Below are 16,736 nucleotides of genomic sequence, written 5' to 3' on the forward strand. Positions count from 1 at the left end.
CCGCGCGGGGATGCGCGAATCGCCTGTCGCTTCTGGTCGCCCCGCCCGGAGAACTCCGGACACAACAAAGAGCGCCTGGGGCCACAATCCCGCCAGGCGCACACAGAGTCTCTGGTAACCAAAACTGCAACCCGGTCAACCTACCACGGATTTCCCCGCCTAGGTCAATGTTGGGCGGAATCCTCGGGCAACTGGGCGATCATGGCTGTGAGACCCGTCACGTCCAGCAGGTCGGCAGGCCGGACAGTCACCCCGCGCCGGACGTAGTGAAACGCCGCGCCCACCCGGTCGACCGGCACGCCGGCCAGGTCCGCCCAGGCCAGCCGGTACACGGCCAACTGCACGGCGGCCACCTCCGCCGCCGGCCCGGTGGGTTGCGCGCCGGTCTTCCAGTCGACCACGTCGAACCGTCCACCCGGCCGGGCGAAGACCGCGTCCATCCGCCCTCGCACCACCACCTGAGCGATCACCGTGGCGAACGGGACCTCCACCTCCACCGGTGACCGGTCGGCCCACTCGCTGGCCAGGAACCGCTCCTGGAGCTCGGCCAGCGCCTCGTCGGGCGCGGCATCCGCGTCGGCCGCACCGGGCAGCTCGTCCAGGTCCAGGAGTCGGTCCGCGCCGAAGCGCTGCTCCAACCAGGCGTGGAACGCGGTGCCTCGGCGGGCGTACGGGTTGGGCTCGGCCGGAACCGGGCGGCGCAGCGTACGGGCCAGCGCCGCCGGATCACGTCGCAACGCGACCAGCTGAGTGACGCTCAACTGCCCGGGCAGGGCCACCTCGACCGCACCGGAGAGCCGAGTCAGCTCGGCCCGCTCGGCCAGCAGCAGGTCCGCCTCGCGCTGCCAGCGCGCCACCTCCGGGTCCACCTCCGGCTCGACCGACACCATCGGCCCGGCGACCACCGACCCCACCGGCTCGGCGACCACCGAAGTCGGGCCATCGGTCATCAGACGGCGCACCAGCCCGGCCGCCTCGGCCAACGCCGGCCGACGGCCGCCCAGTGGATCGGCCGGCCACTCCGCGCGGAGCACCACCTCGGCCGTGGGGTTCGTCGCATCCGGGGTCGGCTCCGGCGCCCACGCGTCGATCAGGTGCCCCGGCCCGCCGTCGAGGCAGGCGTCGTAGATCTCGCGCAGGAAGACCGACGGACCTCGCGGTCGCTTCGTGCCCTCACCCCACCAGTAGCCCGAGCAGAGCAGCAGCCGGCGGGGTCGGGTGACCGCCACATACGTCAGCCGGCGTTCCTCCCGCTCGTCGTGGGCCCGCCACGCGTCGGTGAAGTCGGTCACCGCCCGGGCCACCGCCCGCTGGTCCGCCGCCTCGTCGAGCGCCAACTCGGGCAACCCGTCGGCGTCGCCACGCAGCGGGAACGGCAACACGCCCAGCCCGCCCAACCAGTGGTCGGAGTTGCGTACCGGCCCCGGCCACAACCCGCGGCTCAGCCCTGCCACCGCCACCACGTCCCACTCCAGGCCCTTCGCGGCGTGCGCCGTGACCACCTGCACCGCGCCCTCCACCACCTCGACCTCACCCGGCGCCAGACCGCGCTCCTCGTCCTCCGCGGCGGCCAGGTAGGACAGGAAGCCGGACAGGGTCGCGCCCGGCGTCTCCCCACTGAAGCGGGCCGCCACGTCACCGAGCGCGTCCAGGTGCCCCCGGGCCAAGCCGGCGTCGCCGGCGCCGTCCCGGCCGGCCCGCACCGCGACCTCCACGTCCAGGCCGATGGTCCGCTCGATGTCCGCGATCAGATCCGGCAGGGCCTGGTCCAGCCGGTAACGCAACAGCGCCAGTTCCATGCCGTACGCGCGCAGCCGCGCGAAGCCCTCCGCCGAGTACGCCTGCGCCGGCCCGAGATCGGCCAGCGCCTCCACCAGGGTCGCCTCGTCCAGCAGGTCGGGGGTGATCTCCGAGGTGTCGTCGGCGGCCACCTGCCGCCGGGCCTTGGCGATGGCCCGAGCCCGTCGGTGCAACGCCACCAGGTCACGCGGCCCGATCCGCCAACGGGCACCGGTCAGCAACCGCAGCAGCGCGGCACCGTCGGTCGGGTCGGCCAGCACCCGCAGCGTGCAGACCACGTCACGCACCTCGGGGGTGTCCAGCAGGCCGCCCAGCCCGACCACCTCCACCGGAAGGCCGCGCTCACGCAGCGCCGATTCGATCGCCGGAATCTGGCTGCGGACCCGGACCAGCACGGCAGTCGTCGGACGCTGCGCCACCGGGATGTGCTCGGGGGCCGCGCCCGGCATCCGGGCCGCACCACGCCAGGCGGCGAGCACACTGTCGGCGATCCAGTCCGCCTCGTCGGCGTACGTCGTCAGCATCGCGCAGTGCACCGTGCCGCCCGCGGCCCCGCCGGGGCTGCGATGCGGGATCGGGTCCCGGACGGTCAGCGCGGAGCGCAGCTCCGGCACCCGGGCACCCGCCGCGCGCAACGGCGTCGACAGCGCGTTCGCCACCCGCAGGATCTCCGGGCGGTTGCGCCAGCTCGTGGTGAGGCCCAGCGCCCGGGCCGGCTGACCGTCGGCGCGGGCGAACTCGGTGGGGAACCGGTCCAGTGTGCCGGCGCTGGCACCCCGCCAACCGTAGATCGACTGGCACGGGTCACCCACCGCGGTCACCGGGTGCCCGCCGCCGAACAACGCGTTGAGCAGCACCACCTGGGCGTGGCTGGTGTCCTGGTACTCGTCGAGCAACACCACCCGGAAACGATCCCGTTCGATCTCGCCGACCGCCGGGTGATCCCGGGCCACCCGAGCCGCCCGCGCGAGCTGGTCGGCGAAGTCCATCGCCTCGAAGTCCTGCTTGCGCCGGGCATACGCCCGCACCAGCGGCAGCAGTCGCAGCCGGGTCTGCTGCAGGGCGAGCGCCTTGCGCACGTCGGCGTACACCCGGCCCGGCCGGGACTGCACCTCGGCGAAGAACCGACCGGTCCAGGCTGCCAACTGGTCCGGCGCGACCAGGTGCTCGTCCAGCTCCCCGGCGAGCGCCAGCACCGCGTCGGTGATGGTGCTCGGCATCCGGTCCACCTCGGACATGTCGCCGTCGTAGTTGCGCACCAGCAGGTCGACCAACTGCCACCGGGACGCCTCGGTGAGCAGCCGGGTGGACGGCTCGTAGCCGGCCCGCAGCCCGTGCTCGGAGACGATCCGCCCCGCGTACGAGTGGTACGTGGAGACGGTGGGCTCACCGGCGAGCGGATCGTCCAGCGGGTCACGACCCTGCCGGCCAACTCTGCGGATCAGCTGATCGAGTCGGGTGCGGACCCGGTGGGCCAGCTCGCCGGCCGCCTTACGGGTGAAGGTCAGCCCGAGGATCTGCTCTGGGCGCACGTACGAGTTGGCCACCAGCCAGACCACCCGCGCGGCCATCGTCTCGGTTTTGCCCGAGCCGGCCCCCGCGACGACCAGCAGCGGCTCCACCGGGGCGGCGATGATCGCGGCCTGCTCCCGGGTGGGTGCCGGCAACCGCAGCAGCTTGGCCAGCTCCACCGGCGTGTACCGGGGGCCGGAGTCCGCCAGCCGCGGCGCCGGCGCGGGACCGGTGCCGAACAGGGTGGGCTGGCTCATGGGTTCTCCGGACGTCGGACGGTCGGCGGCTCGACCACCTGGCGCCCCTGCCCGGAGACCGGGCAGCTGGTGCGTACCGGGCAGACCCGGCACTTCGAGTTGGCCACCGCGGCGAACGTGGCGGCTGCCATCGTATCGGCGGTGCGCCGGACCAGCGCGGTCGCCCAACCGGCCGCGGGCCCTTCACCTGCCGCCGGCTGGTTCTGTTCCCTGGCGTCCTTGGCGGAAGTGCCGAGCTGCACCAGCGCCGCACCCCCGGACTCGTCACCGAACTCGGCGAACGCCCCCGCCTCCACCGCAGCCTGGTACGCGCCGAGCTGCGGGTGCTCGGCCAGCTCGGTGCCGGTGACAGCTGTGGACTTGCCGGTCTTCAGGTCGATCACCACGAGCCGCCCGGCCTCGTCGACCTCCAGCCGGTCGACCCGACCGGTCAGGTCGACCGGGCGGTTCGGGTCGTCCAGGCGGACCGCGAACTCGTGCTCGATGGCGAGCAGCCGACGCGGGTTGGTGGCCAGCCAGCGCAGCAACTTGTCGACCATCGCCTCGGCTCGCTCCCGCTCCGGCCCGGCCATCCACCGGGCCGCCAGCTCGATCGCGTCGAACCGGGCGGCCACGTAGTCGAGCAGAGCGCCCCGGTCGGCGCTGGCGTCCTCGGCGAGCATCGCGGCGGCGTGGACCAGGTTGCCCACCCCCTGCGCCGTGCTGGTCGGGCCGCTGCCGCCGTGCCGTTCCAGCAGCCACCGCAGGCTGCACCGCAGCGCGCTCTCCATCGCCGACGGGGTGACCCGCACCGGATCCCCCTCGTCGACGAGCGGCCGGTCGTCGGAGAGCCCACGCAACCCCCACCAGTCGTCGGGGTGTGCACCGGAAACCCCGGCGGCGGCGAGCCGGGCCAGCTCGGCCGCCGCGGCGCGCCGCCGGCCCGCCGGGGCGGCCGGGTCGGTGATGGCGGTACGCAGCTCGGCCACCAGCGCCGGCAGTGTGAGCGCCCGGGGTGGGCGGGTCACCGGCAGCGCCCCGGGACGGTCCGGCTCGTCGTCGCCCCCGGTCGCGCCGTTGGCCCCGCTGCTGGCCGCGCCGCCGGTCGGGCCGCCGGTCGGGCCGTTGGTCGCGCTGTCGCCGGAGGTCGGGGCGCTCGGTGGGCTACCGCCGTGATCCCCCGTCTGCGGGCCGGTACGTGGACCCGGCGGCGCGGTCGGGTCGACCGGCCCGGCACCGCTCGGCGGTGTGGGCGGCGTGGTGGGGACCAGCTCGTGCAGGAACCGGCTCGGCTGTTCCTCGTGGTCGTCACCGCCGACGGCGGCCGATGCCACGGCACTGACGAGCAGCCGGTGCCGGGCCCGGCTGATGGCGACGTGGAAGAGTCGGCGTTCCTCGTCCAGCAACGCCGACGTCTGGCCCACCACGTTCGCCGCGGCAGCACCGTCGACAGACCGGCCGGCCAGCACGTCGACCAGCCGCTCGGAGCCGAGCAGACTGCCACGCAGCCGCAGGTCCGGCCAGATGCCCTCCTGCACGCCGGCCACCGCGACCAGGTCCCATTCCAGGCCCTTCGCGGCGTGCGCGGTGAGCAGCCGTACCGCCGCGCCCCGGTCGGCCGTCGGCGCGATGGTGTCGGCCGGCAGGTCCTGGGCGAGCACATGGTCGAGGAAGACCTCGGTGCGGGCACCGGGCAGCCGGTCGGTGAACCGGGCCGCCGCGTCGAAGAGCACCAGCACGGCGTCCAGGTCACGGTCGGCCGCCTCGGCCCGTCGCCTCCGGGCCAGGTCCCCCTCGCCGGCCGCCGGGCGCCCCTGGTTGATCGCGCCCGCCCAACGCTCGGCGAGACCACTGGCGTGCCAGACCGCCCAGAGCACGTCCTCGGCGGTCGACCCCGGCCGGGCGGCGGCTTCGCGAGCGATGGCCAGCAGCCCGGCCACCGCCTGCGCCGGCTCCGCCCACCGCCGGTCGATGCCGGCCAGCTCCTCCGGATCGAGTAACGCCTCGACGATCAGCTCCCCGGAGGGACGTCGGTCACCGCCGGCCAGCGCGAGCGCACGCAGGCCCTGGCGCAGCCGCCGCTCGGCCAGCGGGTCGGCGCCGCCGAGCGGCGAGTGCAGCAGCGCGACCGCCGCCTCCTCGTCGAGCCGCTCCGGCTCCAGCGCGCAGCGCAGCAGGAGCAGCAGCGGTGCGACCGCCGGTTGCAGGTGCAGGGGCAGATCCTCCCCGTGCACCACGGTGGGTACGCCGGCAGCGTGCAGTGCCCGTCGCAGGGTGGGCAGTTGCAACGCGGTGGACCGCACCAGCACCGCCATCCGCGACCAGGGCACGCCGTCGAGCAGATGGGCCGAGCGCAGCGCGTGGGCCAGCCAGGCGGCCTCGCTGGTCGCCGAGCGGAACGTGTGCACCTCGACCACCCCGGGTGGCGCGTCCGGCAGCGGGTGCAGCCGGCGGTGCGCTGCCGGGCCACGCAGCCGGCGACCCAGCCGGGCGATCGCGGCGAGCAGACCCGGCCCGGCCCGGTACGACGTGGTCAGCAGCACCTGCGCGGCCGGCGCTCCGGAGGCGGTCCGGAAGCGGTGCGGGAACGCGGTCACCCCGGCCGGGTCGGCGCCCCGGAAGGCGTACGTGGAGGAATCCGGATCGGCGAACGCGACAAGCGGCTTGCCTCCGCCTGCGATCACCGAGAGCAGCTCCAGCTGGGCGGGGTCGGTGTCGGCCAACTCGTCGAGGTACACGTGGGCGAGCCGGCGACGCTCGGCGGTCAGCAACTCCTCGTCGTCGCGCAGCAGACCGGTGGCCGCCCGGACCAGCTCGGCCGGGTCGTACGCGATGGAGCCCCGGTTGCTGACGTCGCGCAGCGCGAGCACGGCGACGTACTCCCGCAGGAAGCGGGCGGCGGCCGGCCAGTCGGCGCGGCCGAGCTTCTCGCCCAGCCGGGCCAGGTCGACCGGGCCTACGCCGCGCTCGGCGGCGCGCATCAGCAGGTCGCGCAGCTGACCGGCGAAGGCCCGGGTCCGGAGGGCGGGGCGCAGGTCGGTCGGCCAGCCGACCGGGTCGTCCTCGGGCTCCTCGCCCACCACGTCCAGCAGCTCGCGGATGATCAGATCCTGCTCGGGGCCGGTGAGCAGCCGGGGCGAAGGCTCGCCTCGTTCGGCGGCGGCGCGGCGGAGCAACCCGAAGGCGTACGCCGGGAAGGTGCGCACCAGCGGCTCGCGGAGCACCCGGTGGCCGTCCCGGGTGACGCGGGCCTCGATGCGCTGGCGTAGCGCGGTGGCGCCTCGACGGCCGAAGGTCAGCACCAGGATCCGTTCGGGGTCGACCCCCTCGGCCACCCGGGCGGCGACCGCCTCGACCAGCGTGCTGGTCTTGCCGGTGCCCGGGCCGCCGAGCACGAGCATCGGCCCGTCGGTGTGCCCGACCACCTCCGCCTGCACGGCGTCGACCCGCAGGCCCGTCCCGTCGGTAGGCAGGACAGCACCCACGGACGCGCCACCACCGACGACCGCGCCACCACCGACGACCGCGCCACCACCGACGACCGCGCCGTGACCGACGGCCGCGGTGCCCTTGTCGGCCACGGTGCCATCGCCCGGCCCGCCCCCCGGCGCCGACCCCCCGGACCGCCGCACCAACCGGTACGCCTGCATCAGCTCATCCCATCACGCCCATACGACACCAACCCACCCCCGCCAACCCCAACCCACTCCCCCAACCCACTCCCCCAACCCCACCCCATCCACCTCCGTCGATCATGGAGTTAGCGTCACGACACGCCGACAGCGGTGACGCTAACTTCATGATCGACGGGCTGAAGGGGGCCCGGCGGGCCCGGGAGGCCCGGAGGGGTGGGGGTGGGGGTGGGGGTGGGTCAGGTTAGGTGGGACTCCAGGGCGTCCAGGGCCTTGGGGACCGAGGGTGCCACCGTCAGGAGGCTGCGGCCGGCGGGCTTGAGGAAGCGTTGGTCGGCCAGCTTGTCGAGCCAGTCCAAGAGTGGGCGGTAGAACCCGTCGGTGTCGATCAGCACCATCGGCTTGGAGTGCAGGGCGAGGGTGGCGGTGGTCCAGACCTCGAACAACTCGTCCAGGGTGCCCAGCCCGCCGGGCAGAGTGAGGAACGCATCCGACTTGTCGATCATGAGGGTCTTGCGGTTGGCCATCGAGTCGGTCACCAGCAGCTCATCCGAGGCCAGGTCGGCGACCTCCAGATCGACCAGCGACTGTGGGATCACCCCCAGGGTCCGCCCGCCGGCGGATCGGGCGCCGTCCGCCAGCGCGCCCATCATGCCGACGCAGCCACCACCGCTGACCAGCGTGTGCCCGCGCCGGGCCAGCTCCGCACCGGTCTCAGCGGCCAGGTCCAACCAGCGCTGATCGAGGGTACGGGAGGAGGCGCAGAAGACGCAGATCGCCGCCATCAGCTGTCCCTCGGCTGGTCGGCGGCCTGTTCGGCGGCGGCCTGCTGGTCAGCGCCGGTACGGGCGACGGCCTCGTCGCGGACCGCCTCCTGCTCGACGGAGAGCGCGGCCTCGGCCTCGACGATGTACCGGACCGCTGCGTTGACGTCGTCGGTCAGGCAGATCAGCTCCAGGTCGACCGGCCCGATCTTGCCGTCGACGGCCATCGTGTCGCGCATCCAGTCGAGCAGGCCCTGCCAGTAGGCGACCCCCATGAGCACCACCGGGAACCGGGTGACCTTGCCGGTCTGCACCAGGGTGAGCGCCTCGAACAGCTCGTCCATGGTGCCGAACCCACCGGGCAGCACGACGAACGCCTGGGCGTACTTGACGAACATCGTCTTGCGGGCGAAGAAGTAGCGGAAGTCGATGGCCAGGTCGACCCACTCGTTGATGCCCTGCTCGAACGGAAGCTCGATGCCGAGCCCGACGGAGAGCCCGCCCGCCTCACTGGCGCCACGGTTGGCGGCCTCCATCACTCCCGGCCCACCCCCGGTGATCACCGCGTAACCGGCCCGAGCCAATGCACCGCCCACCTGCTCGGCCAGCCGGCACTCCGCGCTGTCCGGTCCGCTGCGTGCGGAACCGAACACGCTGACCGCTGGCGGCAGGTCGGCGAGGGTGTCGAAACCTTCGACGAACTCGGAGAGGATGCGCAGCGCGCGCCAGGCGTCCCTGGTCTTCCAGTCGTCCCGCCCGCGCGAATCCAGCAACCGCTGGTCGGCGGTGCTGCTCGGAATCGCCCCTCTGCGCAGCGTTACCGCGCCCCGGTGCCGCTCCCGTCCCGCACCGCGACCGGCCTCCCGCCCGTTGCTCTGGCTCATGGAGCAACCGTAGTGGAGTGACACCTGCCGGGTGCGCGGGGCGCGGACGCCGAGAAATTGTTCGGGATCATGGGCAACTATTCGACTCCCCCGTACGTCTTACTATTCACATACCGGGTATGCCCGGCCGCGCGCCTTCGGGGGAGGAGACAGCGTGATCAGCAACAACGAGATGATCCGGATCCGTCGCCAGATGCAGCGACGGATCCGAGACGTGGTGGCCGAACGCCGCCGCACCCGTCAACAAGATCCAGCCCCCCTCACCTCCACCCCCTCCGGAGCTGATCAAGAGGTTTGCGTCGCCGACAACGGGCCAGGCTGACGCAAACCTCTTGATCATCCGCGCGAACCGGGGTGGGCGGGGTCAGGCTGGGGCTAGCCAGCGGTGCAGGGTTGCCGCGCCGTCGCGGATCTTGCTGATCTCGACGTGCTCGTCCTTGTGGTGGGCGAGGTTGGGGTCGCCCGGGCCGAAGTTCAGCGCGGGGATACCCATCGCCGCGAACCGCGCCACGTCCGTCCAACCCAGCTTGCCGATCGGCGCCGCACCCACCGCGGCCAGGAACTCCCTCGCCGGAGCCGCGTCGAGCCCGGGGGCCGCACCGGCCGCCGCGTCGGTCACCGTCACCTCGAAGCCGGCGAACACCTCCCGCAGGTGTACCTCCGCCGCCGCCGGGTCACGATCCGGCGCGTACCGGTAGTTGACCTCGATCTCGCAGCGATCGGGGATCACGTTGCCGGCGACACCACCGTTGATCCCTACCGCGTTCATGCCCTCGCGGAAGTCACACCCCTCGATCGTGACCCGACGAGCCTCGTACGTCTGGAGACGCCGCAGCACCTCACCGGCCGCGTGGATGGCGTTCACCCCGTGCCAGGAGCGCGCCGCGTGCGCCCGCTCACCCGTCGTCGTCACGATCGCCCGCATGGTGCCCTGGCAGCCCGCCTCGACGATGCCGTACGTCGGCTCCAGCAGCACCGCGAAGTCCGCCTCCAGCCACTCCGGAAACGCCTGGGCGACGAGGTTGAGTCCGTTGTACCGCGACTCGATCTCCTCGGCCTCGTAGAAGAAGTACGTCACGTCGTAGCGCGGGTCGGGCAGCGTCACCGCCAGGTGCAGCGCGTACGCGGTGCCGGACTTCATGTCGGACGTGCCGCAGCCGTACATGAGGTCGCCACGCATGGTCGACGGAAAGTTGTTGTTCAACGGCACCGTGTCGAGGTGCCCGGCAAGCACGACACGCTGCGACCGACCGAGGTCGGTGCGGGCCATCACGGTGTTGCCGTGCCGGTGGGTGGTCAGGTGCGGTACGCCCCGCAGCACCTCTTCGACACAGTCGGCGATCGCCTTCTCGTTGAGGGACACGGACTCTATGTCGACCAGAGCGCGGGTCAGCTGCACCGGATCGGCGAGGACCTCGGGGGTCAGCGGGTTCTCCATGGTTCGCACGGTACCTTCAGGTCTGTCAGCGCGAGGAGTGAGCCGAGGCCAGCCCGGCTGCGACCGAGAGGTGTAACAGTGACGTCCGCAGATTCCGCCTGGGGCATCGGCCTGGCCACGGTCACCGCCGACGAGCAGGTGCTCGACACCTGGTACCCGACCGGCAAGCTGGGCCTGGGCGAGCTGCCGCTGGTCGCCGGCGAGGACAAGTCGGACGTGCTCGACCTGCCGCCGGCCGCACTCGGGGACCGGTCCCTGCCCGGTCTGCGTACCGTCCAGGTGGTCACCGTGATCGGCTCGCTGGACGACCCGATCAAGGACGCCCCCGACGCGTACCTCCGGTTGCACCTGCTCTCCCACCGCCTGGTCCAACCCAACCAGCTCAACCTCGACGGCATCTTCGGCAAGCTGGCCAACGTGGCCTGGACGTCCGCCGGGCCGTGCCCCCCGGAGCGGGTGGACGAGCTGCGGGTGATCGAGCGGGCAGCCGGCCGCCACCTGGCGGTGTACGGGGTGGACAAGTTCCCCCGGATGACCGACTACGTGGTGCCCGCCGGAGTGCGGATCGCCGACGCCGACCGGGTCCGCCTGGGCGCGCACCTGGCCGCCGGCACCACCGTGATGCACGAGGGCTTCTGCAACTTCAACGCCGGCACGCTCGGCACCTCCATGGTCGAGGGGCGGATCGTGCAGGGCGTGGTGGTCGGCGACGGCTCCGACGTGGGCGCGGGCGCCTCGATCATGGGCACCCTCTCCGGCGGCGGCACCGACAAGGTGAGCATCGGCGAGCGGAGCCTGGTCGGCGCGAACGCCGGCATCGGCATCTCGCTCGGTGACGACTGCGTGGTCGAGGCGGGTTGCTACGTCACGGCCGGCTCGAAGATCACCCTGCCGGACGGCCGGGTGGTCAAGGCCCGGGAGCTGTCCGGCGTCGACGGCCTGCTGTTCTGGCGCAACTCGGTGACCGGCGCGCTGGAGGCCCGGCCGCGTACCGGCCGGGGCATCGAGCTGAACGCCGCCCTGCACGCCAACGACTGACGGACCCGCCGGGTCCGCGGCGCTCGGCCGCGGACCCGGACGGGGTACGCCTCAGCGCAACCGGTACGCCTGGATGATCCGTTGCGTCACCGTGTTACCGGCGGTGTCGCGGGCGGTGGCCCGCAGCGACACGTGGCCGGTGCCGGCGGGATGGCGCAACAGAGCCGACCAGCCGTCGGCGGAGGTACGGACCAGCTTCGCCTTGGCCCAGGTCTTCCCGCCGTCGTACGAGACGTCGACAGCGAGCTTCTGCACCCGGGCGGCCGGCGAGCCGGGCTGCCGCTGCACCCGCACCGGGACGACGAAGTCCTGACCGGCCGGCGCGCTGTTGTCGACCCGCAACGGCGGTGCGAAGCGCACCGCCGACAGGGGCAGTCGGGCCGGCGTGTCACCGGCGACGTGCCCCGACCGGAAGGCCCAGGTGGATTCCACCTCGGTGCTCAGGTCGGTGAGGCTTCGCTTCGACGACGTGACGAGTCGGTAGTCCGCCCTGCCCGGCGGCACGGTGAACTCTCCGTAGCCGGCGTACTCGCTCTCGTCGACCAGCTTGCCGTCGCGCCAGAGTTGAGTTCGCTCGCTGTCGCTCAGCGACCCGCCCGGGTGCCCGGCCGCGTCGCTGAACATCGGCACGTCGACCAGGATGGTGTCGCCGACCCGGGTAACGCTCTGGTGCGGCCAGCGCGGGGTCGGGAAGGACGGCGCGAACGGGGCCTGGTTCCAGTTCTCCTGCACCGTCCGCCCGGCGCGGTACGCGGTGGGGGTGGAGAAGAGCACCGCCTGCGCGTTCAACCAACCGACCTCGTCCCGCGTTCCGAAGTAGATGTCGGATTCCCACTTCACACCCTTGGTGTTGTAGTACTCGACCCGTTGGCCGGGCACGACGGTGGGCAGGACCAGGGCGGAACCGCCGACGTTGTACTCCAGCACCGGGTACACGGTCCGCTCGGCCTCCATGCCCGGGTAGCCACCACGGAACCGGTGCACGACGGTGGCCAGGTCCCGTCGGGGGTAGTCGCGAACGAACCCCGTGGGCATCTGACCAGGGATCGCTTCGGCCAGCGCGTACAGGTACGGACTGTTGGCCGTGTCCGGCTTGATCCATTGGCTGCTGATGGTGGCGACGAACCGGTCGGCGGAGACCGTCTTGCCGAGTTGACCGCTGGTCAGGCCGGTGAATGTTTCCGCCCAGACCCCGATGCCGTACCCGCTGCCGTCGTCGGCCGTGAAGTTGCCGCCGACGTCGATCAGCACCGGGGCGGCGGTCCGGTCCGGAACGGTCACCCGTACCGGCTTGGTCCGGCGGGCGTCCACGACGATCCGGGTGTCCCGGTCGATGGTCAGTTCGGGCTGCGCCAACAGGGACATCCCGCCCTGCTCACCCTCCGGTGCGGGCTCGAAGACGACGCCATTCAGGCCGTAGTGCCCCTTGGGCACCCGCACGGTGGCCACCCCGTCCGAGCTGACGAGGTCCCAGTAGGCAAAGGTGTCCATCCCGACCAGGGTGGTCCAGTGGTCCGCGGTGCGCTCGGCGGAGCGGTTCAGGTGCTCCACGGTCAGCGTGTAGCTCTCCACCTCCCGGTTCACGGCCAGCGGGGTGACCGCGACCGTCGCCCCGGAGCGGGCCACGATCCGCCCGGTCCAGTAACCGTCGGCGTTGCCGAGGCGGGTGTCCGTGGTGACCGTGGTGCCGGCGGTGCCACCGGCCGGCACGGTGACCTGGCCGGCCGCGAGGGTGAACATGCCGGCGGGGGCCTGCTGCCCACCGGGGCCGGTCACTTCGAGGGTCAGGTCCAGGGTGATCGGATCCGGGCCGTCGTTCCGCCAGCCGACCTCGCGGGCGACCGGGGTGTCGTCGTCGTGCGGCCAGGCCGGTTGCCCGAAGGAGACGCTGACCGGATCGCTGACGACCCGCTGAGTGATCGCCCTGGCCACGTCGACCCGGCCGGCACCCTGCTGGAACGCGGTCTGCTCCGGGTGCGGTTTCGCCGAGGCCATCAGGGTGGCCTTGAGCTGGGCCCCCGCCCAACCGGTGTGCTGCTGGGCGAGCAGCGCCACCGCGCCGGTGACGTGCGGCGCGGCCATCGAGGTGCCGGAGAGCGAGACGTACGCCTCTCCCACCGGCGCGCCGAGTTGGGTGCCGTCGCCGCGGGCGGCGACGATCTCCACCCCGGGAGCGGTGATGTCCGGCTTCAGCCCGCCGTCGCCGACGCGGGGGCCACGGCTGGAAAAGTCGGCCAGCGCGTCGTCGCGGTCCACCGCGCCCACCGCCAACGCGGAGTCCGCGGTGCCCGGCGAGCCGACCGAGCCGTCCGAGCCGTCGTTGCCGGCGGAGATCACGAAGAGCGCGCCGGTCTGCGCGGTCAGCGACTCGATCGCCGCCTCCAGCGGGTCGACGTCGGGCGTGTCCGGCCCGGTCAGGCTCATGTTGATCACGTCGGCGTGCTGGTCGACGGCAGCCCACTGCATGCCGGCCAGGATCGCCGAATCCGAGCAGCCCTGGTCTTCGCACACCTTGCCGGAGAGCAGCGTGGCGTCCGGGGCGACGCCCCGGTACTTGCCGCCCGAGGCGGCACCGCTGCCCGCGATGATCGAGGCGACGTGGGTGCCGTGACCGACCGTGTCACCGGCCTCGGTGACCTCGGTGAAATTCCGCGATTCCGCGACCCGGCCGCTCAGGTCGGGGTGGTCGGCGTCGACACCGGTGTCCAGCACCGCGACGCGGACGCCCTGGCCGGTGAACCCGGCCTGGTGCGCGGCTGGCGCGCCGATCTGCGGCACGCTGTGGTCCAGGGTGACGTGTCGGCGGCCGTCGAGCCAGATTCGGTCGGCACCCCCCGCCGTGCCGACCCGGGCGCCGGCGCTGGTGCCGGTGAGCGTCGCCCAGATCGCCGCGGCCCGCTCCTTGTCCGCCGTCGCGGCGACACCGTCGATCGCGGGCAACTGCGCGGTGACGGTCAGCCCGGCGGGTGCCGCGGCGGCGCGCTGCCCCGCGCCAGCGTCACCGGTGACCAGCAGCGGCAGGTCGTCGCGGCGGGCGTCGTCGTAACCGGCGGCGATCAGCCCGGTCACGTCGAACAGTCGCCGGTCGACCCGGCCGGAGCGGACCAGCGGCAGGGCGTCCTGCGGCAGCACGGTGAGCTGGCCGCGGTCGCGGGTGGTGAGGAAGCGCAGATGAGTACGACCGGGGCCGGGATGGACGGCGGCGGTCCCGGACGCGGTGACCGTGATGCGGTCGCCGGTCAGCAGGGTGACGGTCTTCGTGGTGGCGGCGCCGATCGCGGTACGCGGAGCGGCGTCGGGGGCGGCGTTGGTGGGTGGGCTGGCCACGGCGGTCGCCGGAGTGCCCAGGACGAGGGCTGCTACGGCGGTAACTGCGGTGGTCATCCTGCTGCGTCGATGCAACGGATCCTCCTCGTTGGAGCGTTGATACCCATGAGAGGTGCATTGACCGCCGTCATTATTACATACCCGGTATGCAAATAAGGCGTCGAAAATATGACGAACCTGCCAACCAATGACAGTCCCGGCGGGCATCATCGACCGGGTGACCTCCATGAAGGACCGGATGCTCGCCGGCGAGCCCTACCTCGCTGACGATCCAGAGATCATCGCGGACCTGGACCGCGCGGCCCGGCTGATGGAACGCTTCAACACCAGTGCCGCAGCCGACCCGCAGGCCCGCCTCGCGGCATTACGCGACCTCCTCGGCGAGCTGGGCGAGGGCACCTGGATCCGCCCACCGTTCTACTGTGACTACGGCTGGCAGACCCGCATCGGGCCACGCAGCTTCGTCAACTACCACGCGGTCTTCCTCGACGTCGCACCGATCACCATCGGCGCCGACGTGCAGATCGGACCCAACGTGCAGCTGCTCACACCGACCCACCCGGTGGAGCCCGGTCCGCGCCGCGACAAGTGGGAGGCCGCCAAGCCGATCACCATCGGCGACAACGCCTGGCTCGGCGGCGGGGCCATCGTGCTGGCCGGAGTGTCGATCGGCGCGAACACCGTCGTCGGCGCGGGCGCGGTGGTAACCCGGGACCTACCTGCCGACGTGGTCGCCGTCGGCAACCCCGCCCGGCCGGTCCGCGAACTGGACTGACCACGCCGGCCTCGACGGGCCGATCAGGCCGCCGGCGGGTCGGACAGGCGGACCACCAGGTCGGCCTGATCGGCGGTGGGAGTGATCATGGCCGCGTTGGCCTCGTCACTGCCCAACGCCCACTCGCGCGCCTGCTCCGGCGAGCGCCCGAAGGCCTCGTGTCGGGCAGTCAGCCGACGCTGACGCAGCTCGGCGTCCAGATCGAGGAACCACGCCTCGTGCAGCAGCGTCCGCACCTCCTGCCACGGAAAGTCCGGCAGTAGCAGGTAGTTGCCCTCCGTCACCACCAACCGGACCGACGGCGGCACTTCGATCGAGCCGGCCACCGGCTCCTCCAACTCCCGGCGAAACTCCGGCGCGTACACCGAGGTCGGCTCCAGCCGGCGCAACCGGCGCAGCAGCGAGACGTACCCGTTGGCGTCGAAGGTGTCCTTCGCGCCCTTACGGTCCGCGCGGCCCAACCGGACCAGCTGGGACTGCGCCAGGTGGAAACCGTCCATCGGCACCAGCCGGGCCGTCGCCCCGACGGCGGCCACGACCTGCTCGGCCAGCGTGGACTTCCCCGCACCCGGCGCACCGGCGATGCCCAACAGTTGTCGCGGGCCCGCCTCGGCCAGCGCCAACGCCCGCTGCACCAGGTCGTCGACGGACAGCACCTGAGCCGGTGGCATCAGTCGAGGACCGGCGTGCTGATCGTGAACCGCGCCTGCACGGCCGCCTGCACGGTCTGCGGTTGTGGGTCCAGCTCAAGCTCCGGCGGGCCACCACCCGAGCCGCCGCCCCCGGCGAACGCCGCACGGGCGAACATCGGCCGGTCAGCAGGCCCGACATCGCTCAGCTCAAGCAAGGAGGTGACCTGGGCACCGAGCGCCTCGGCGTACTCCCGGGCCCGCACCAACGCGTCGCCGATCGCGGCCTGTCGGGCATCGCGGTGCGCGGGGCTGTCCGGGCGAAGCTCCCACCAGGGCCCGGCCACCTCGACCTGATCCTGGTCGGCCAACCGGAGCATCAGCTCGCCGAGGGCGGTGAAGTCGGTGACGGTAACCGTGGTGGTCACGCTGCCGTGCCAGGCGACCACCCGCTCGCCCGAGCGCCGGGTCTCCGGTCGCACCCGCAGGTCGCCGGTCTCCCGCCGCGCCACCGTCGGCCCGGAACCGTCCAGCAGCACCCGGATGGCGGCGGCACGCTCGGCCAGCCGGGTCAGGGTGGTCTCCCGGTCCCGATCGCGCGCTGTCGCGGTGACCGCGAAACGGGCCAGCTCGGGCGGCACCTCTCGGTACGCCTCGCCGCGCACCTGCACCACCGGACCGTCCACCGCCATACCCCTCAG

At 72.8% G+C, this 16,736-nt stretch carries 10 protein-coding genes; 2 read left to right on the forward strand and 8 right to left on the reverse strand.

The genetic code is table 11. The annotated features are described in order from the left end of the window. Positions 1–164: 164 nt before the first annotated feature. The 5 genes from JOD64_RS09670 to dapE all read right to left on the reverse strand — a co-directional run bounded on the left by JOD64_RS09670 (position 165) and on the right by dapE (position 10,266). Positions 165–3,569 carry an ATP-dependent helicase gene (locus tag JOD64_RS09670; protein WP_204941928.1) on the reverse strand — a complete coding sequence of 1,135 codons (3,405 nt, stop codon included), beginning with the start codon at positions 3,567–3,569 and terminating at the stop codon, positions 165–167. Beyond that, positions 3,566–7,198 (reverse strand): ATP-dependent helicase, encoded by a 3,633-nt coding sequence (locus tag JOD64_RS09675; RefSeq protein ID WP_204941929.1) that lies wholly within the window; start codon positions 7,196–7,198, stop codon positions 3,566–3,568. The genes JOD64_RS09670 and JOD64_RS09675 overlap by 4 nt, the downstream gene beginning before the upstream one ends. Before the next feature lie 221 nt (positions 7,199–7,419). Continuing rightward, positions 7,420–7,965, reverse strand: a complete 546-nt coding sequence (locus JOD64_RS09680) for an LOG family protein (RefSeq protein ID WP_204941930.1) — start codon at positions 7,963–7,965, stop codon at positions 7,420–7,422. Then, entirely contained in the window at positions 7,965–8,828 is an 864-nt protein-coding gene (locus JOD64_RS09685; RefSeq protein WP_204941931.1) for an LOG family protein, read from the reverse strand. The genes JOD64_RS09680 and JOD64_RS09685 overlap by 1 nt, the downstream gene beginning before the upstream one ends. Before the next feature lie 364 nt (positions 8,829–9,192). Then, the gene (gene dapE, locus JOD64_RS09690) at positions 9,193–10,266 is read right to left on the reverse strand and encodes a succinyl-diaminopimelate desuccinylase (protein WP_204941932.1); all 1,074 of its coding nucleotides are present in this window, start codon (positions 10,264–10,266) and stop codon (positions 9,193–9,195) included. Positions 10,267–10,344: 78 nt separating this feature from the next. On the opposite strand from dapE, the gene dapD reads away from it, so the two are divergent. Beyond that, positions 10,345–11,304, forward strand: a complete 960-nt coding sequence (dapD, locus tag JOD64_RS09695) for a 2,3,4,5-tetrahydropyridine-2,6-dicarboxylate N-succinyltransferase (protein ID WP_204941933.1) — start codon at positions 10,345–10,347, stop codon at positions 11,302–11,304. A gap of 51 nt (positions 11,305–11,355) precedes the next feature. Here dapD and JOD64_RS09700 read toward each other — a convergent pair whose 3' ends face one another. Next, complete coding sequence (locus tag JOD64_RS09700; protein WP_204941934.1) at positions 11,356–14,688, reverse strand: S8 family serine peptidase; 3,333 nt, start codon at positions 14,686–14,688, stop codon at positions 11,356–11,358. A 130-nt stretch (positions 14,689–14,818) separates the two neighbouring features. Between JOD64_RS09700 and JOD64_RS09705 the strand changes: the two genes are divergently transcribed. Further along, the gene (locus tag JOD64_RS09705) at positions 14,819–15,406 is read left to right on the forward strand and encodes a sugar O-acetyltransferase (protein WP_239559469.1); all 588 of its coding nucleotides are present in this window, start codon (positions 14,819–14,821) and stop codon (positions 15,404–15,406) included. 23 nt (positions 15,407–15,429) lie between these two features. Here the strand turns inward: JOD64_RS09705 and JOD64_RS09710 are convergent, their stop codons facing one another. Together JOD64_RS09710 and JOD64_RS09715 are read right to left on the reverse strand one after the other, a co-directional pair. Then, on the reverse strand, positions 15,430–16,077 hold the full coding sequence (locus tag JOD64_RS09710) for a nucleoside/nucleotide kinase family protein (protein WP_204941935.1): 648 nt from the start codon (positions 16,075–16,077) through the stop codon (positions 15,430–15,432). Next, entirely contained in the window at positions 16,077–16,727 is a 651-nt protein-coding gene (locus JOD64_RS09715; RefSeq protein WP_204941936.1) for an SIMPL domain-containing protein, read from the reverse strand. Before JOD64_RS09715 ends, JOD64_RS09710 begins: the two co-directional genes overlap by 1 nt. Between the last annotated feature and the right edge of the window lie 9 nt (positions 16,728–16,736).

The sequence above is a fragment of the Micromonospora luteifusca genome, assembly GCF_016907275.1.
GTDB lineage: Bacteria > Actinomycetota > Actinomycetes > Mycobacteriales > Micromonosporaceae > Micromonospora > Micromonospora luteifusca.